The organism is Treponema sp. OMZ 798 (assembly GCF_024181385.1).
Lineage (GTDB): Bacteria > Spirochaetota > Spirochaetia > Treponematales > Treponemataceae > Treponema_B.
The window spans coordinates 1,568,187-1,586,442 of sequence record NZ_CP051305.1; the positions used below are offsets into that span (position 1 = coordinate 1,568,187).

The following is an 18,256-nucleotide window of genomic DNA, read 5'->3' on the forward strand; positions in this document are numbered from 1 at the left end:
GCTGAATTTCTGCCGAACTGTTTATCAAACCTCCTATGAATGAGGATGAGCAGTCTTATATAAATTTTGAAGCTGCTCAGCCGTAATATGCGTATATCTTTGCGTAGTGGAAACACTTTCGTGTCCAAGCAATTCCTGTACAACCCTTATATCCGCACCTCTTGTAATTAGAGTAGATGCAAAGCTATGCCTAAAAGCATGGGGTGAAAGATGTTTTAATTCGGGAGATAGTTCAACATATCTGTTTATTATATACCGAATTCCTTTACTTGTTAAGGGCTGAGCTTTTTGATTTATAAAAAGAGCATCCCTTATTTTTCCCTTGTTACCTTTTTGAGCTTGCAGCTTCTGTTTTTCAAGAAGTTCAGCTCTTTCTTCTAAATATGCCTTTAAATAATCCCTTGCAAATTCTGCAAAAAACACCTTTCTTTCTTTTTTTCCTTTTCCAAAAACGATGGCATAAGAAAGAGTTTTATCCAAATCTTTTATATCAAGTCCGGCTAATTCAGAAACACGGCAGCCTGTAGAATAAAGAGAAGCGAATAAGGCAGCATCCCTTGCCTCCCAAAGAATATCCGAATTTGAAGGCAGTTTACAAAATTCTTTAGCCTGTTTAGGAAACATGAACACGGGAAGTTTTTGAGCAAGTTTTAAATTCCTAACAGACGATATGGGATTTGTTGTTGTCAGATTAAACCTTAAAGCATATTTGTAAAAACCTCTGAGCGTAGACATCATCCTGTTGATTGAAGCCGGAGCAATTTTTTTATCTGCAAGTTCTGCGATAAAAATTCTAACATCTGAAGCTTTTAATTCAAAAACATCCAGCTCAAGTTCCTTTAACCATTCTTCAAAAATAATCAAATCGTTTTTATAAGAATCTATTGTTGCTTTTGTAAATTGCCTGACTCCCCCGCTGTAAGTGAGGTAGTTTTCAAATACTTCATTCATTAGTCCTATCTACCTCCACATCTTCTACACCTTCAACTACGCTGTGTAAATAATCGCAATCAGGATTAATACAGGCCTTATAGTTCCCGTTTTTCTTATCATATTTTTCTACCATAAACCATCCGCATTTAGGGCAGGATGCATTTATGGGTTTAAAGTGTGAAATAAAATCGCATTCAGGGAAATGAGTACATCCGTAAAATTCCTTCCCCCTCTTTTTTGATTTACGGGCGATTATGTCACCGCCGCAGCCTTCACGCGGACACTTTGCCAATGGAATCGATTTTGTATTTTTACATTCGGGAAAAGCACTGCAAGCCAAAAATACTCCGAAGCGGCCTAGCTTTTTTACCATCTTGTTTCCGCATTTTTCACAGACAATGTCGGTAACCTCATCCAAGGAGCCCTTAATGCTTTCTACATTTTCCAATGCAGTATCTACTTTTTCTTTAAAAGAGCCGTAAAAACTTTCCATCAGCTTAGGCCATTCTATTTTATTTTCTGCAACTTCGTCCAAGCGGTTTTCCATTCCGGCAGTAAAATTAACGTCGATTATTTCGGAAAAATTTTCTACCAAAAGACTGTTTATAATTCTTCCCAATTGAGTCGGAACAAGCTGCTTATTTGCTCTAGTTACATAATAGCGGTCAAGCAAAACCGAAATAATAGGAGCATAGGTTGAAGGGCGGCCGATTCCTTTTTCTTCAAGCATCTTTACTATACTTGCATCAGTATAACGGGCAGGGCCTTGAGTAAAATGCTGTTCAGGTCTTAATGTTTCAATGCTGATCGCATCCCCGGCCTTCATTGCGGGGAGAGATGTTCCTTTTTCATCTTTTGAAATCAAGGTCTTTGTAACGGTGTAAAAACCTTTTTCGGTTATCTTTGTAGAAGCTGCACGGAAAATTGCGTTCCCCACTTTTATTTCGTAACTCGATGTTTTTGTTTTTGCATTTTTCATTTGGCTTGAAACAAAGCGTTCCCAAATCAAAGAATAAAGTCTTAACTGATCTCGAGTTAAAAATTCTTTTAAATAAGAAGGAGTGTACTCAACATAGGTAGGGCGTATCGCTTCGTGTGCATCTTGAGCTTTTTTCCCTGCTGCATATACATTCGGCTCATCAGGTAATTCTTTAGGATGATTTTCGCTTATCCACTTACGCACGGCATCGATAGCGATATCCGATATTCTAACAGAGTCAGTACGCATATAGGTAATCAAACCTACACGGGTAGAACCGACTGCGACGCCTTCATAAAGCTGCTGGGCTACCTGCATTGTTTTTTTGGAAGTAAAACCTATTCGGTTTGCCGCAACCTGCTGTAATGTAGAAGTTGTAAATGGAGGACGCGGCTTGATGCTTTTTTCCGTAATTTTAATATCGTCGACAAGTGCCGGTAATGAACCCAACTCTTTTATAATTGCATCAACTTCTTTTTGATTTTTTAATTCGGGTTTATTTTCGTTGTACTTTACAAGCTGAGCTTCAAAAGAAGTTTTATTGTATTTAAAATCTCCGTCAAGAGTCCAATACTCATCAGGTATAAAATTTTCAACTTCTTCTTCCCTCTCGCAGATTAAGCGGAGAGCAACAGATTGAACGCGGCCTGCCGATAGGCCGTTTTTTACTTTTTGCCAAAGAAGAGGAGATAAGTTATATCCTACAAGCCTATCTAAAACCCTTCTCGATTTTTGAGCATTTACCTTTCCCATATCGATATCCATAGGATTTTTTACGGCTTCTTGAATTGCATTGGGAGTAATTTCATTAAAAACAATTCTTTTTATAGGTGAAGAACATTCTTCAAGCAAGGCCTCATGTAAATGAAAGGCTATCGCTTCTCCTTCACGGTCATTATCACTTGCAAGAAAGACACCTGAAGATTTTTTTGCTTCTTTTTTTAGTTCTTTTAAAATTTTAGCCCGTCCCCTAACCGTGATATACTCAGGCGTAAAATTATTTTCTATATCTATTGCCAATCTGGACTTAGGCAAATCTATCAGATGCCCCATTGAGGCTCTGACTATATAATCGTTACCTAAATATTTTTCGATAGTCTTAGCCTTTGCAGGAGACTCTACTATAACCAAGCAATGCTGTTTTGTTTTTTTTGCAGTACGTTTAGTTTTCTTTGTTTCATCCAATGTTTTTTCCATAAATCAACACCTCATAATCTATAAATTGGTAAACAGCATATTTTGCTGATCTTTTTTTAAATGACTTTCTGTAGGATATTGCCAATCATGCATAATATCATCTATACATTTTATAGCAAAGGCACCTTGTTCGTAAAGACTAAGACACCCCTCATTTTGTAAAGAATGTAAAATAGGCTCACATACATAAACATCCCTGCCCTGCTCTAAGGCAAAATCTGCGGTAATAAGAGCCCCCGATTTTTTCGGAGCTTCAACAATTAAAACGGAACGCGAAAGCCCCGAAATAATTCTATTGCGTTCGGGAAAACGGTAAGAAAGGGGCTCTGTTCCCGGAGCATATTCACTTAAAATACAGCCGTCCGATTCTAAAATACTTGCAGCAAGTTTTTTATTTGAGCGGGGATAAATCATTTCAGGCCCGCAAGCCAAAACAGCTACAGTTTTTCCCATACCTTCAAGACAGCCCCTGTGAGAAAAAGCATCTATACCGAAGGCTAATCCAGACACTACAGGAATATTTTTTTCGCCGGCTTCTTTTCCCAAATTTAAGGCTTGCGCAATTCCTTCTCCCGTAGGCCGTCTGGTTCCTACCATTGCAAGCATGGGCTGTTCGGGAGACAGAAGATTTCCGCGATAAAAAACCGTAAATGGATGATCGGGAATTTCTCTAAGCTGCGGAGGGAATCCTGAATCATAGAAATAAAGCATTCTCACATCATATGAATTCATAATTTTTATACTTGAATCCGTAAGAGAATTAAGTAAATCCTTATCCCATTTTTTAGGTCTTACTTGCCGGCCGATAATTTCGGAAATATCTTTTATCGAAAGCGATACAAGAGAAGATAAGGAGTCAAGCTTTTCGGAAAGAAGAAGTTTTTCTTTTCCTTTAAGAAAATAACAATGAGATAATCCTATATACAATCTTTCTTTTTCGGATATATTCATTCTTTTATTTTCCTCCCGAGCTCCTAATCTCCCTAATATTAGTTTCCGCCTTTGCTTTTTTTTCTGCACTGCTTGAAATTTCGATAATGCGCTCATAAACTGCAATAGCTTTTTCATTTTCACCCGTCATATAATAAGCAGCACCGAGTAAAAATAAATGATCTATAGGCTTCTTTTCCCACTCGGCAATTTTTTCTAAAATGGGAATCGCATCTGCAGGTCTGTTTAATTCGAATATATACAATACCGACAAAGCATAAACAGCTTTTGAATGTTTAGGATCTATTTCAAGTGCACGGGTATAGGCGGAAACGGCAAGAGAAAAATATCTTTTTTTCTCTATATCGGTTCCCGTCAATTCAAAATCCAAAGAATTCTTTGCCGTTAAACTTGCAGCAAGCCCGGCTTGATAAAATAAATTTTGATTCTCGGGATAGTACTCTAAAGCTGTTTGAAAAGCCTTTAATGCTTTTTTATACATTTTTTGATCCATATATCTTGATCCGAGTATTTTATACCAAATGCCTATTCTTCCTTCTGCAATAATTATATCGTCAACTCTTTTTTCATACTTCTTTATGGCATCCTTTAATTCGGCCTCCGTATTCGGATTACTTACTCCCTCTTCCAGCTCCTGCAGTCTGCGGATACTTGTAACCTTATTACAGCCTACCAATATAAGAATTAACAACAAAGTAATTATTACAAGAAAAAAACTTTTTTTCATTTTATACCTCTTTCTAACTTTTTAGTATCAAAAAATTTATTATGATACATTTGCAAAGATTTATCCTCGATATGCGTATAAACTTGAGTGGTAGAAATATCGGAATGCCCCAAAAGACATTGTACGGATCTCAAATCAGCCCCTCCGGCAAGCAAGTGAGTGGCATAAGAATGCCTTAAAGTATGTACCTTTGTTTCAATACCGGAAAAATTCGAAAGTTCATTTATTCTTTTCCAAATTCCCTTTCTGGTTAAAACAGCTCCCCTGTTATTTAAAAATACGGAACCGGAAGTCAAAGTATTTTCAGGATGTTTAGGCTTTACTAATTCGGTACGGGCTTCAAGTATATATTGTTTCAACCAATACTTTGCAGCCCTTCCAAAAGGAACAATTCTTTCTTTGTTGCCTTTTCCCGTAACCTTAATTAAATCTTCATCATAAAAAATATCTTCCAGTTTTAAATTAACAATTTCACTTACTCTAAGACCTGCCGAATAAATAAGCTCAAATAGAGCCCTGTCTCTAATATTATTAGGCGAATCCAAAGGAATTGCAGCAAAAAGACTGTCGACCTCATCGGGAGATAAAACTCTGGGTAAGGTTTTTTCTCTTTTAGGTCTTTCAATACCTTCACTCGGATTATCTTTTCTAACTCCTTCAATAATCAAAAATCGAAAAAAGGAATTAAGAGCTGCAATATCCTTGGCTATGGTTTTAGCCATAATTCCGGATTCGGATCTATGCAAAATAAAATTAATACAGTCGACTTCAGACGCATTTTCAATTAAGGCATCGGACATATACTCTTGAAATAATTGCAAAGTATTAATATAAGTTTGAGCTGTTGTCTTAGAATGAGATTCTGCTGAAATTAAAAATCCGTAAAAAGCCCTAAGCTGTATCTTTGTCAGTTTATTTTCCCCCTTATCTTAAAATATTTTGATTCCTATAATATGCAGGAGTTTCCAAATCACTTTCCATCGGCGGAACAATAGAACTAAAAGAAGGCTTTCTTTCTGCAACATAGATCTCTTCATAGTTTTTTTCGGAAGCGCTCTCACTTCTATTTCTTAATCCAAGTCCTGAAAGAGTAGGAGGCGTTGTTTTATTTACCTTAGTCCACTCCCTAGATGTCATAAAAGAATCATCTGTGAAGACCAAGTTTTCTGCATTGTCACGAATAGGCTTACGGTTAGATGCTGCATCATCAATAGGAAACTTATCGTTTGATCTAAAACCAGTTGCAATCAGAGTAACAACAACTTTGTTTTCTACAGAAGGATCTATGGTTGTACCGAAAAAAGTAGCAACATCAGGATCAGCTCCGGCATTAATTATATTCATGATTTCTTCAAGCTCATGCATGGTTAGTTTTTCGCTTCCGCAAATATTTACCAAAAGCTTTTTGGCACCTTCAACCCTGGCTTCTTCAAGTAAAGGATTGTTAAGTGCATTTGTTGCCGCATCCACCGCCCTATTTTGTCCTTCACCTATACCTACACCCATATGAGCATTACCCTGCTCCTTCATTACAGCCTTTACATCCGCTAAATCAACATTAATTTCTCCATGCTGATAAATTAAATCGGAGATGCCTTGAACAGCCTGACGCAAAACATCATCAGCCTTTTTAAAAGCTTCCACAACAGGTGTTGAAGGATCTACCATGTTTAATAAGTGTTGATTCGGAATAGTAATTACTGTGTCTACGGATTCTCTTAATTTCTTAATTCCTTCCTCTGCAAGACTCATTCTTTTACGGCCTTCAAATGCAAAAGGTTTTGTAACTACTGCAACAGTTAATATTCCTTGTTCTTTGGCAATTTCGGCAATAACGGGAGCTGAACCGGTACCTGTACCTCCGCCCATACCTGCCGTTATAAAAAGCATATCCGCATCTTTGATTGCATTTGCAATTATTTCGCGATCTTCGATAGCAGCCTGCTCCCCGATTCCGGGATCTCCTCCTGAACCCAACCCCTTAGTGATCTTTGTTCCTATAGGTAATTTTAATGGAGCATTTGAATGACTTAAAGCCTGCAAGTCGGTATTTGCAACTATAAAGTCAACGTACCTCATACTGCTGGACATCATCCTGTTTACGGCATTTGAACCGCCTCCTCCTGCACCTATAACCTTGATTATAGCCGGAGTACCTGCATCAACAACTTCATCATTTACCTTGTCTTCCATTACTTCATATAACATACCAATAACCCTCCCGTATGCAATTTTAAAATAGTTCTTTTATAAAATTTTTTATTTTTGAAAAAACAAGTCCCGAATTTTCTTTTCTTGAACTTGAAACCAACCCTAACTTATTTTGATCATCCAATCTATGCAATATTAATCCCAAAACTGTAGCGAACTCCGGGCTTCTATATTGCCCTACAACTCCTCCTATAGTTGAAGGAATTCCAAGTCTGGCAGATTGCATACCGAATATTTCATCCGCTAATTCCGTTGTGCCGTTTAACAAGGCTCCGCCTCCGCATATTACAACAGAACCGCCGAGGCGGGAACCTTGCATAAGACTATCCACCTTATTTTTTACCATTACAAAAATTTCAGCCATGCGGGCTTGCAATATTTCGCAGATCTCACTTCTATAAATTTCTTCAGGTCCTCTTCCTCCAAAAGCCGGAATCAAAACCTGTTCATCATGTTCAACAAAGGGCATCCAACAACATCCGCTTGATATTTTTATTTTTTCTGCCATATCAAAGGGAATACTTTTTACTATTGCAAGATCGTTGGTAACCTGTATTCCTCCGACAGGTAAGGAGGCCGTAATTACAGGCCCTCCGTTTTGCATAACAACTATGTCGGTAGTACCCGCTCCAATATCTATTAAAATAGAACCAAGCTCTTGTTCATCATTTGTCATAACAGCTCTTACATCTGCCAAACCGTTATGCATTAAACCGTCTATATTTAAATTAGCTCTTTGAACACAGTTGGGTATATTTTTCATAGATGTAGCTACACCTGTTATTAAATGAACCTCGGCTTCAAGTCTGGTACCTATCATATTTAACGGATCTTTAATTCCACGCTGCTTGTCTACCGTATAGGACTGAGGAACCACATGAATTATTTCTCTGTCTCCTGTGAACTCAACAGCCTGTGCAGAATTAATTACGGCATCTATATCGGAGCGGTCAATTTCCTTATTATTTTTACCCTTATCTCTTATAGGGAAAACTCCTCTAGAATTAATTCCCTCTATGTGAACTCCGCCCAATCCGACGGTGCAATTAAAAATATCTATACCGGACATAACCTCAGCTTCATCGACAGCCTTATTTATACCCTGAACGGTATTCTCTATATTAGTGATAATACCCCTATGCATACCTGTCGATTCACTCATACCGATACCCGTAATCTGTAAATGACCTTCTTCATTTTTTTCGGCAACAACAACGCGAATGTTTTTACTACCGATATCCAAACCTACGATTATATCATCACTCATCTTTAGCCTCTCTTTTTATATAAACGGCATTAGCACCACGCAGATCAATTCCAACAATATTTTTTTCTAAATTTATATCCTTAAGTACATCAAGAATAAGAATCATATATTGTAAAGATTCTTCAGTCAAAAATTTATTGGTTATAACCGATAATCTGCTTTTTACAGGATAAAGAATCAAATCATAACCTCCATATTTTTTAGGCTGAATTTTTATTTCGGATATTTCATTTAATAAAACAGGATGTTTTTTTTGTAAAATATCCAATTGAACAAAAAGCTGAGAAAGTTTTTCGTTAATCTGCATTCCTTCACGAGGATTTTTAAATGTTAGTCCCGTAATAATCGGCAAATTTGATTGAATTATAGGAGAACCTATCCTAAAAACAACACCATAGCCGTCAATTTCCATTGGAACTGTTCTTCCTTCAACTTCCGTAAAAGCCAAGGCAACAGCCTTTCTTTCAACTATCTTAATTAAAACCTTATCGGGGAATTTTTTTTCTACGGTAGCCGATGCAATTCCGGGATATGATACAAGTTTTTTAGAAACCTCGGAAGAATTTACCGAGAGCCATTTGGTATTATTGCCGATTCCTGCGAGTTTTTTTACTTCTATAGAACTTAAATCGGAACAACCGGAAATATTTATTGCCGCTATAGAACTATAGGGCAAAATTATTGCATAATAGACAGCTTCACCCAATAAAAGCAAAACAAAACTGATAATAAGAAATCTAATTGCCGCCGATTTAAGCTTTGATGATTTATTATCATTAATAGCCTTCTCTTTAACATATGCATCATTCAAATATTCATCTTTTTTCCAAGTATACAAAATATCAGCCATCTATTTCTCCTTTTTATTTACATATCCTGATGCATTTAAAATTAGCCCGCATAAAGAAAACGTAACTACCAATGATGAACCGCCCGATGAAAAAAAAGGAAGCGGTATTCCGGTTGCAGGAAGCAGTTTTGAAACAACAGCACAATTTAAAAGAGATTGAGATACGATGCAGCTTACAGCTCCAAAAGAAACATAAGCACCGAATCTGCTCTTACAACCAAAAGCTATTCTATATCCGAAAATTGCAAAAAAGGCAAGCAAGGCAATATAAAACACTACACCGATAAATCCCATTTCTTCAGCCCAAACTACAAATATAAAATCGGAATATATTTCAGGTACGCTTGCTATTTTACGTAATCCGTTACCCAATCCTTGTCCCCAAACGCCTCCGCTTGTTAAAGCATTAAGGGCGGCCTGTATTTGAAAACTTGAATCTAAAGGACTTCTTGAAGGATCCAAAAACGACAAAACTCTTTCCATTCTATATTCTTTTGTTATAATCATTAAAACAAAGATTGGAGCAAAACTTAAAAAACCTTTAATAAACCACAATATCGGCACACCCGCTATGAAGAACATTAAGCCGCCGATAAAAAATATAAACATTGAAGAAGAAAAATCATTTTCCAAATAAACCAAAAGAGCAAATACGGATATTATTATAAAAGGCGTAATAATCGAAACTAAAGGCTGATCATAGTTACCGTTTTTTTTGTCGAAAAAATTGGCTAAGAATAAAATCAATGAAAGTTTTAAAAGCTCCGAAGGTTGAAACATAAAACCTGCAATATTTACCCATCTGGAAGCACCGTTTCTTTCTTCTCCGATTCCGGGAATAAAAGGAAGCAGACAAAAAATAAAAGTTACAAGCATAATAAAAGGAAGCATTTTTCTTATTGTAGAAAAATCTACAAAGAGAAAAAAGGTCATGGCAATGATGCCTGCAATAAAATGCTTTATCTGTTTACTGACAAAATAAAGATGATTATCAAAAAAACGTTGAGCATAATGAATAGAACCTGAATACAAGGTTGCAAAGCCTACACCGAAAAGGAGAAGAACAGACATTGCAAAAACAAAATCATACTTTTCGGAGTGAATATTTTTCTTTGCAATAATATGTTTCACCATTTAAACCTCCCTCTCTTTTAAAACAGATTCCAATCTTTCAAGCTCCATTGATCTTGAACCCTTTAATAAAACAAAATCATCTTTAGATAAATTTTCTTTAAGCCGTTCTTTTAAGGCATCAAATTGATTTGTTTTAAACTTATATATTTTTTTTGAAGAGGAAAGTTTTAAATCTTCAAAAGCGGAAAAAATATCATCTCCAAAAAAATATAAATTATCTGCATCGGAATTCAAAGCAGCTTCAATAATTTTTTTGTGTTCATACTCTGACTCTGCGCCGAGCTCAAGCATTGAAGCCAAGACATAATGTTTTGCATATTCGGTATTTATAGAGTCGCAAAACTCTATTGAGCTTTTCATCGAATGGGGATTTGCATTATAGCAATCTAAAAAATAGGTTACAAAGCCGTGCAAAACCTGCGATCTACCAAACAGGGGCCGCACGGCTTCTAAACCCGATTTAATTTCCTTAGCCGAAAAACCTTTCTTTTCCGCCAAGGCTATACATAAAAGAGCATTTTTTACATTATAAACTCCGGGTAATGGAAATAAAATTTCTTCTCCTTTATAAAAAATTTTAGAACCTGATACACCGGCATCTTCAATCCTTTGAACCAATGAAGAATCATTATCTGAAACCGTAAAAACAGAACCGTGAGAAACATTTTTTAAAAATTCCTTAAACTCACAATCAGGAATAAAGCCCAGAGCATCATCATTAAAATATGAAAAAATTTCTTTTTTTTCCTCAGCTATAGCCTGTTTTGTGCCGAGAATACCGATATGGGCAGTTCCTATATTTGTAATTATAGCGGCGTTTGGTAAAAGAACACTTGCTATTTCGGCTATTTCACCTCTGCGGTTCATACCGAGCTCGAATATACCGGCCTCATGTTCGGGACGAACCTCAAAAACGGAAAGAGGCAAACCAGTTTCGGAATTTAAATTACCCTTTGTCGAAACGGTATTATATTTTTGAGAATATATCGAAGATAAAATTTCTTTTGTAGTTGTTTTACCGCTCGATCCCGTAATACCTATCTTATAAAGATTAGGAAATTTCGATAAATAATATCTTGCAGCATCCTGTAGAGCTTTTAAATTATTATTTACGGCAATACACGAAGCATTGTAGATTTTGCACAGGGACAGCAATGCAGTTTTATTTTCATTAAGATGTTCAAAGTCAACGGCAAAAAATTTAGCACCATTCTTTAAAGCAGACTCTATATAAATATGTCCATCCTGCTTTTCACCGCGTAAAGGAATAAAGAGAGAATTGTCTTTTACATTTCGGCTGTCTATAACTACCGACGAAAACGCATTCGAGGAATCGGATTTATAAACAAGCTTTCCATCGGTGCTTCTAAGCAATTCCTCAAGGGTCATAAGAGAATAATCTAAATCTTTGTTCTCTTTTTCTCTATCCATCCTTATTCTCCTTTGAAATTGAAATCCTCAAAATTTCAGCCGACAAAGCCTTCCTCATTTTTAACTCTTCAACAGCAATCCTTTCGATACGTTCAGGCTTAGATAAAATTGAAATACCGGAAATCTTCTTTTTATTTTCCTCAATAATTTTAGACTGCTCTTTATTATAGTCAGTCAAATCTTTTTCGATGCTTGTATAACGCGAAGATTGTAAAACCACCGCAAATAAAAAAAGAGGAATAAACAATGTTAAGACCACAGCAAGTATTTTTTTCATTTTAATTCTCCCGATAATCAATTTTACGCACAACCCTAAGGCGGGCACTTCTCGACGGAGGATTCAGCCTTATTTCCTCATCAGAAGCCTTAACAGCCTTTTTTGTTAAAACTTCAGCCCTAGGCTTGCCCCCGCACTTACATATCGGCATATTTTCAGGACAGGTACAGTTTTTCCCCAAGTCTTTAAAATACATCTTTACAATTCTATCCTCAAGAGAATGAAAAGTAATAACACCAAGCTTACCATTAGGAGCAAGGACAGAAAAAGCAAGCTCCAAAAGGCGGGGCAATCTTTCCAACTCTCCATTGACTGCAATCCTAAGAGCCTGAAAGGTTTTTGTCGCAGGATGAATCTTTCCGTGCCTGTAGTTTTGAGGAACAGCCTTATAAATACAATCAGCCAGTTCCTTTGCATTGGTAAAACTCGAAACCTTTCTTTGTTCAAGTATTCGGGAAGCTATCTTCCTTGAGTAACGCTCTTCACCGTAATTAAAAATTAAATCCGCCAAATCTTTTTCATTATAAGAATTGACAATATCCGCAGCGCTTACACTAAGGTCAGGATTTAACCGCATATCCAAGGGTTCAGCCGAAGAAAAAGAAAACCCCCTTCCCGACTTTATATAGTGGAACATGGATATACCCAGATCCAAAAGAATTAAATCGGGGGGAGCAGAGTCTTTTGGGTAATTTTTAAAAAAATCATCAGACCAGCCTAAGTGAAACAGGACACGCTCAGCGAAGGGCTTCAGCCTTTCCTTTGCCCGTTCTTGAATAGAAGCATCGGCATCAACACCTACAGCATTAAGTTGAGGATATCTTTTTAAAAAAGCTTCAGTATGCCCGCCCTCTCCCAATGTTCCGTCTACAAAAAGATTATGGGAAGCATCAGGTTTTAAGAGCTCAAGACATTCTTCAAGCAAGACCGATGTATGAACTGGCTGCATAAAATTTAAAAACCTATTTCCCCCAAAGCCTCGGCAGCTTCAGAAAAATCCGGCTCACTCTCCTTTAAATATTTTTCATATTGCTTTAGGTCCCACAATTCAAAGCATTTACCGAGACCTAAAATAATGCAGTCTTTTTCGAGCCCGGCGCAGTCCCTAAGGCTCTGGGGGATAGATATACGGCCGTTCTTGTCAATCTCAAGCTCTTGGGCAGGGGCAATTAAACGCCTCATAACAAGCAAGGATTGCGCTTTAAACAAAGAAGTTTTCTTCATGATTTCATCCGAAAACTTTTTCCACTTATCCGCAGTAAAAATCCAAAGACAGTTGCCTACACCGCGTGTAATAACCAAATTTGAGTCGGGTAATTCTGCACGGATCTTTGCAGGGAACATAATTCTTCCTTTTTCGTCAAGAGTATTCTTATATTCTCCGGTCATTGCAAAATTACCCACTTTTTACTACTTTCTCCCACTTAAACCCATTTTACCATAAAAATTTAGAATGTCAAGCGGTTTATATCAAAAAAGTGCATTTTTTTTAGATTTTTTAGTCTTTTTTTAAACTACTTGAAAAAAAACAAACTTTCTTCTATTATTTACCAATATTTTAAAGTGAATTTAGGAGATTTTTATGCAATACAAACAATCAAATGTTTCCGATAACTACTTTGGAACCATAGTAGCAGATCCATATAGATGGCTTGAAGACGACAACGCGCCGGAGGTCATAGCCTGGGTAAAAGAAGAAAACAAGAAAACGGAAGAATTTTTATCAAAAATTCCTTTTCGGGCAGAATTAAAAAAACGCCTCGAAGAAATTTGGGACTACGAAAAGCGCTCCGGTCTTTTTAAGGCAGGAGACTTTTATTACTTTTTTAGAACTGAAGGCCTGCAAAACCAAAGCATAATGTACCGGCAAAAGGGACAGGAAAAGGCAGAAAGCTCTCCCGAAGTTTTTTTTGACCCGAACACTCTAAGCCCGGATGGAACCATAGCCTTAAAGAATATAGCATTTTCCAAAGACGGAAAATACATGGCCTACTCCGTATCCGGAAGCGGCTCTGACTGGGAAGAAATCTTTGTCTTCGATGCCGAAAAGAAAACCGGCACAGAAGAACACATACATTGGGTCAAATTTTCCAATATCGCATGGTACAAGGACGGCTTTTTTTACAGCTCATATGATGCTCCGGATAAAGGCAAAGCCTTAACCGAAAAAAATGAATTTCAAAAGCTAAAATACCACAAACTTGGAACAAAAGAAAGCGAAGACATTCTCATATTTGAAGATAAGGAACATCCCCTGCGCTCCTTTTCTGCAAGCACAACTGAAGACGAGAAAACCATCCTTGTTACGGCCTTTGAAGTAGGAAACGAGGGAAGCATGCTCTTTGTTGCAGATTTAAGCGAGGGTCTGCCAAAAAGCTTTAAACAATACAATACGCATTTTAACGATAATGTGTGGCCGCTTGAAACGGACAATCGATTCTTATATTTATTGACAAATCACAAATCCCCCCTTTACCGCATAATCAAGACACCCCTAAATGCGGCAGATGAAAAAAATATCGAAGAAGTTATTCCCGAACAAGACTGTCTTTTATCGAGTGCAGCCCTTTGCGGAGGAAAGCTGCTTACGGTTTATCTGCGGGATGTTCAAGATGAGGTCTTTATCCATGATCTAAACGGAAAAAATAAAACAAGGGTTGACCTTCCGAAAAACGGAAGCATAGGTTTTTCGGGAGCCCGAAAAAATGAAGATCTGATATTTTTCAACTTTACTTCTTATACAACTCCCAACAAAATCATAAGGTACGATATAAAAACAAACAGCCTAAAAGATTTTTTTGTTCCGGCTATCCCTATTGATACGGACCTGTTTAAATGCGAACAAGTCTTTTTTAAGAGCAAGGACGGAACAAAGATTCCCATGCACATTGTTTCAAAAAAAGACATTAAGCTCGACGGAAACAATCCTACCCTTATGTACGGCTACGGAGGCTTTGCTATTTCTCTCCCGCCAGCCTTTTCTCCTGCCCGAATGGCTTTTTTAGAAAAAGGAGGCATTTTTGTCTGCGTAAATTTACGCGGCGGTCTTGAATACGGAGAAGAATGGCACTCAGCCGGAAAAAAGATGAAAAAACAAAATGTCTTCGATGATTTTATTTCGGCAGGAGAATATTTGATAGAACAAAAATATACTTCAAATAAAAAGCTCGCAATTCAAGGCGGTTCAAACGGAGGTCTTTTAATAGGAGCCGTAACAAACCGGCGCCCAGATCTTTTTGCAGTTGCAATTCCCCAGGTTGGAGTTTTGGATATGCTCCGCTACCAGCATTTTACCATAGGCTGGGCTTGGGTCGATGAATACGGAAGCAGCGAGGACAGTAAGGATATGTTCGAGTACCTTTACGCCTACTCTCCCCTCCATAACGTGAAAGCAGGAATCGATTATCCTTCCATTATGGTATGTACAGGAGACCATGACGACAGGGTTGTTCCTGCACACTCCTTTAAGTATGCCCAAGCCTTGCAAGACACCTACAAGGGAGAAAACCCGATACTAATCCGCATAACCGAAAAAGCAGGTCACGGAGCAGGGAAACCCACGGCAAAGATAATAGAAGAAACAGCGGATATTTACGCCTTCATCTTTAAACAAACAGGACATAAAATTTAAACCTGTAATGAGAGCCTTAAAAATTACCTTTTAAGGCTCTCTAATTTTCTTCCGGTTTTCCAAACTTTTTTAGCATGGGCTGAATTGCATAGCTCAATAAAAGAAGGGCTATGCCGAAAACCAATGAAGTAATCACCTTCGATAAAATATTTAAGGTGCTTAGGTCGACAACAATCAGCTTTGCAGCGACAAAAATTATCAGCCCAAGCGAAATATAAACCATCTTGGCCCTTCCCTTCCGCAAATAATAAATAAAAGAAACTATCGAATAAAAGGCCCAAAGAAGGGTTAAGACTCCGCCGTTGTTTATGGGAAGGTAAATATCCACAAAGCTCAAAAAAACAAAGATAAGACTGATAACTGCAAAATAAAGGATTTGAGGCAGCTTTAACATCTTAAAGAACGCAATTAAAATAAGTGCATTTAAAATATTTATCACAACCGAAAGAATATCTACATTCCAAATTTTGATGAGGACTGTATCTTGGTGAGGCATACGGCTGTAAACAAATCCGTAATAAAAAAACGCAATGACAATCAAAAATATCCTGCCTATGTTTAAAGTTATCTTATCCTTACTTATTTTATTTTTATAAAATTTATCCAAAGCCAAAATAAAAAGCCCCGAAAGTAAAATTCCGTATCTAAATTCTTCTGCAGCAATCGAAAAATCGGCCAGCATAATCTTAACCATAAAAACAAAAAAGCAAAGCCTGTAAAAAAATCGGGCATTTTCGGTTTTTTCTTTTATTAAAGAAAGAGCATAAAGAGAAAAGCTCATAGCCGCTTCAATTCCCAAAAAAAGAAATAAATAAGAGCTGTTTAATCCCAAAAAGTAATTTAAAGTGTAAGCAAGAGAAAAGATAAACAAAATAAAAACTTCAGCATCTATTGCCCTTTCATAGTACCACCCTTTTTTTAGTTTATGATGCATAAGGTTATAAAGAGCTACTAGCGCAAGAATAAGACCTTGAACAAAAAATTCCGTACTTTTGATATCAAACTTATACAAGACCGCAATCAAAAATATAAGGGCATAAGCTTGAAAAACAAAACCCTGATAAGCCCTTTTAAATTTTTCTTTTTGAACAAAGATAGATAGCGCCATCGGAACAAGATAAAAACTTCCTTCAAGTAAAAATCTTAAAGCGCTCAGACGACCACCGTCTTTTAAAAGAGAGGCTATAGCCATCATATAAGCCGTTCCAAAAAGAATATGCAGCAAGACAAACACCTTAGTTTCTTCGCGCTTGCGGAAAAGCCAAAATCCTAAAAAAGCTATGCTGAGTATAAGAACCGGCTGAACATCATAGGTAAATCTATCTACCACCGTTACATAAAGAGAAATCAGGACTCCTGCAAGGTAAATAAGTCCCAAGTTATCCATTCTTTTTTTTCTGAAGGCAAGATAAGCTAAAACTATATAGAAAAAAGAAAAAATAAGGTAGGCAGTACTTTGAGGTGCAAATTTATAAACCGAAAGTTTATAGGTTAAAAATAAGGAAAAGCCCAAATTTAAAACCGCAAGAGCGGGCGACAAAATTTTATCTTTTTTCTTTTCATCATCCTTTAAATAAAAATAAAGATCGGGAATGGTGTGCACGGCCATCAACAAAAGAATAAGGCCGAAAAACAAAACCACATCCTCTACATTTAAAGGCGTGATAAGTAAAAGACGGGTTAAAATTCCTAAAAATGAAATTAAGGAGGTAAACTGTAAGAGTCTCCATCGTTTAAAAAAGTAAACAGTCGATGAAAGCACAGAAACGGCAAGTACATAGAGCCCGAAGCCTGTCAAGCCCAAAAAGCCCAAATCTACGGCAAAGGGTATTATGAGAGCACCGAGCAAGCCGATTATAGATATCGATGAAGAAGCCGTCATAATCGAAAGAGTGTAAGAAAGGGCTGTAATCAAACTCAAAAATATAAAGGCAGAAAAATCGCCTAAAAGGCCGTACCTTAAATAGGCTGCGTAGGCCGTAATATAAAAAACGGCTATACCGCCCCCGAATAGAACCTGACTTAAAAGAAGGCGGGATTTTGCCGAGCTTCTAAACCCGAAAAAGCAAAGAGCCACGCCGATCAAACCGCCTATAATCAAAGCAACTTCTTGGGTTATATATCCCTTGTCATAGCTTAATTTAAAGATAAAGCCCACCCCGATCAAAAGCAGGATAATTCCCAGCTTACTGATAATGGATTCGATAGAAAAAAATTTTTTGATATACAGAGAAATGGCAGAATGTTTTTCTTTAATTTCTGCTTTTGCCGAACCTTCGCAGGATTCTTTTATAAAAGAATAAGTTGCATCTTCTTCCTCTTGTGAGGCTTCAGCGGCCTTAATCCATGCTCCGGATTCCGGCTCAGTATTTACAGCTTTAATCTCTTCATTGATAGGATTCTGCTCCTCAGTCTCAGGAGAAACATTATCGAAGGAACGAAATTTAAATTCCAAATCCGAAATCTTACTTTTTAAACGAATAATCTCTTCTTTTTGCTCTTTTATTTGAAAAGCATTTTTGATAGGAAATATAATAATATATAATATAAGGGCAATTGCAATAAGAACAACTAATACCATAACCTAACTCCGTCTTAAAGAGCTAGATACTATCATTTTTTTTAAAATAATGCAAGAATGAATTAAAAAGAAAGGAACAAAAAAAAA

Annotated in this window: 15 protein-coding genes; 1 reads left to right on the forward strand and 14 read right to left on the reverse strand. The window is 37.0% G+C overall.

Features of this window, described 5'->3' with window-relative positions; translation table 11 throughout:
- Positions 1–33: 33 nt before the first annotated feature.
- The 13 genes from xerC to mraZ are packed head-to-tail and all read right to left on the reverse strand — an operon-like array spanning position 34 to position 13,346.
- Positions 34–951: a tyrosine recombinase XerC gene (xerC, locus tag E4O07_RS07410; protein WP_253684827.1), complete on the reverse strand. Its 918-nt coding sequence runs from the start codon at positions 949–951 to the stop codon at positions 34–36.
- Positions 944–3,109: a type I DNA topoisomerase gene (gene topA / locus E4O07_RS07415; protein ID WP_253684828.1), complete on the reverse strand. Its 2,166-nt coding sequence runs from the start codon at positions 3,107–3,109 to the stop codon at positions 944–946. The genes xerC and topA overlap by 8 nt, the downstream gene beginning before the upstream one ends.
- Before the next feature lie 18 nt (positions 3,110–3,127).
- Entirely contained in the window at positions 3,128–4,060 is a 933-nt protein-coding gene (gene dprA / locus E4O07_RS07420; protein ID WP_253684829.1) for a DNA-processing protein DprA, read from the reverse strand.
- Positions 4,061–4,064: 4 nt separating this feature from the next.
- Positions 4,065–4,787, reverse strand: a complete 723-nt coding sequence (locus tag E4O07_RS07425; RefSeq protein ID WP_253684830.1) for a tetratricopeptide repeat protein — start codon at positions 4,785–4,787, stop codon at positions 4,065–4,067.
- Positions 4,784–5,698: a site-specific tyrosine recombinase gene (locus tag E4O07_RS07430; protein WP_253688127.1), complete on the reverse strand. Its 915-nt coding sequence runs from the start codon at positions 5,696–5,698 to the stop codon at positions 4,784–4,786. The genes E4O07_RS07425 and E4O07_RS07430 overlap by 4 nt, the downstream gene beginning before the upstream one ends.
- Before the next feature lie 13 nt (positions 5,699–5,711).
- Positions 5,712–6,995: a cell division protein FtsZ gene (ftsZ, locus tag E4O07_RS07435; RefSeq protein WP_253684831.1), complete on the reverse strand. Its 1,284-nt coding sequence runs from the start codon at positions 6,993–6,995 to the stop codon at positions 5,712–5,714.
- A 25-nt stretch (positions 6,996–7,020) separates the two neighbouring features.
- Positions 7,021–8,265: a cell division protein FtsA gene (gene ftsA, locus E4O07_RS07440; protein ID WP_253684832.1), complete on the reverse strand. Its 1,245-nt coding sequence runs from the start codon at positions 8,263–8,265 to the stop codon at positions 7,021–7,023.
- Positions 8,258–9,115, reverse strand: a complete 858-nt coding sequence (locus E4O07_RS07445; RefSeq protein WP_253684833.1) for a cell division protein FtsQ/DivIB — start codon at positions 9,113–9,115, stop codon at positions 8,258–8,260. The genes ftsA and E4O07_RS07445 overlap by 8 nt, the downstream gene beginning before the upstream one ends.
- Positions 9,116–10,249, reverse strand: coding sequence for a putative lipid II flippase FtsW (gene ftsW, locus E4O07_RS07450; protein WP_253684834.1), 1,134 nt, complete (start codon positions 10,247–10,249; stop codon positions 9,116–9,118).
- Positions 10,250–11,680, reverse strand: coding sequence for a UDP-N-acetylmuramoyl-tripeptide--D-alanyl-D-alanine ligase (gene murF, locus E4O07_RS07455; RefSeq protein WP_253684835.1), 1,431 nt, complete (start codon positions 11,678–11,680; stop codon positions 10,250–10,252). It lies immediately after the preceding gene.
- Entirely contained in the window at positions 11,673–11,957 is a 285-nt protein-coding gene (locus tag E4O07_RS07460; protein WP_253684836.1) for an FtsB/FtsL family cell division protein, read from the reverse strand. The genes murF and E4O07_RS07460 overlap by 8 nt, the downstream gene beginning before the upstream one ends.
- Before the next feature lies 1 nt (position 11,958).
- Positions 11,959–12,906: a 16S rRNA (cytosine(1402)-N(4))-methyltransferase RsmH gene (gene rsmH, locus E4O07_RS07465; protein ID WP_253684837.1), complete on the reverse strand. Its 948-nt coding sequence runs from the start codon at positions 12,904–12,906 to the stop codon at positions 11,959–11,961.
- 5 nt (positions 12,907–12,911) lie between these two features.
- A complete protein-coding gene (gene mraZ / locus E4O07_RS07470) occupies positions 12,912–13,346 on the reverse strand; it encodes a division/cell wall cluster transcriptional repressor MraZ (protein ID WP_253688128.1) in 435 nt (144 codons plus the stop codon).
- 193 nt (positions 13,347–13,539) lie between these two features.
- Between mraZ and E4O07_RS07475 the strand changes: the two genes are divergently transcribed.
- Positions 13,540–15,588 (forward strand): prolyl oligopeptidase family serine peptidase, encoded by a 2,049-nt coding sequence (locus E4O07_RS07475; RefSeq protein WP_253684838.1) that lies wholly within the window; start codon positions 13,540–13,542, stop codon positions 15,586–15,588.
- 40 nt (positions 15,589–15,628) lie between these two features.
- On the opposite strand, the gene E4O07_RS07480 is transcribed toward E4O07_RS07475, so the two are convergent.
- Complete coding sequence (locus tag E4O07_RS07480; RefSeq protein WP_253684839.1) at positions 15,629–18,169, reverse strand: DUF2339 domain-containing protein; 2,541 nt, start codon at positions 18,167–18,169, stop codon at positions 15,629–15,631.
- Positions 18,170–18,256: the final 87 nt, after the last annotated feature.

Coding starts and splice junctions, on each gene's coding strand:
- ftsW (WP_253684834.1), bottom strand. CDS start 10,249: ATGGTGAAACATATTATTGCAAAGAAAAATATTCACTCCGAAAAGTAT.
- xerC (WP_253684827.1), bottom strand. CDS start 951: ATGAATGAAGTATTTGAAAACTACCTCACTTACAGCGGGGGAGTCAGG.
- rsmH (WP_253684837.1), bottom strand. CDS start 12,906: ATGCAGCCAGTTCATACATCGGTCTTGCTTGAAGAATGTCTTGAGCTC.
- topA (WP_253684828.1), bottom strand. CDS start 3,109: ATGGAAAAAACATTGGATGAAACAAAGAAAACTAAACGTACTGCAAAA.
- E4O07_RS07425 (WP_253684830.1), bottom strand. CDS start 4,787: ATGAAAAAAAGTTTTTTTCTTGTAATAATTACTTTGTTGTTAATTCTT.
- murF (WP_253684835.1), bottom strand. CDS start 11,680: ATGGATAGAGAAAAAGAGAACAAAGATTTAGATTATTCTCTTATGACC.
- ftsZ (WP_253684831.1), bottom strand. CDS start 6,995: ATGTTATATGAAGTAATGGAAGACAAGGTAAATGATGAAGTTGTTGAT.
- E4O07_RS07445 (WP_253684833.1), bottom strand. CDS start 9,115: ATGGCTGATATTTTGTATACTTGGAAAAAAGATGAATATTTGAATGAT.
- mraZ (WP_253688128.1), bottom strand. CDS start 13,346: ATGACCGGAGAATATAAGAATACTCTTGACGAAAAAGGAAGAATTATG.
- E4O07_RS07460 (WP_253684836.1), bottom strand. CDS start 11,957: ATGAAAAAAATACTTGCTGTGGTCTTAACATTGTTTATTCCTCTTTTT.
- E4O07_RS07480 (WP_253684839.1), bottom strand. CDS start 18,169: ATGGTATTAGTTGTTCTTATTGCAATTGCCCTTATATTATATATTATT.
- E4O07_RS07475 (WP_253684838.1), top strand. CDS start 13,540: ATGCAATACAAACAATCAAATGTTTCCGATAACTACTTTGGAACCATA.
- ftsA (WP_253684832.1), bottom strand. CDS start 8,265: ATGAGTGATGATATAATCGTAGGTTTGGATATCGGTAGTAAAAACATT.
- dprA (WP_253684829.1), bottom strand. CDS start 4,060: ATGAATATATCCGAAAAAGAAAGATTGTATATAGGATTATCTCATTGT.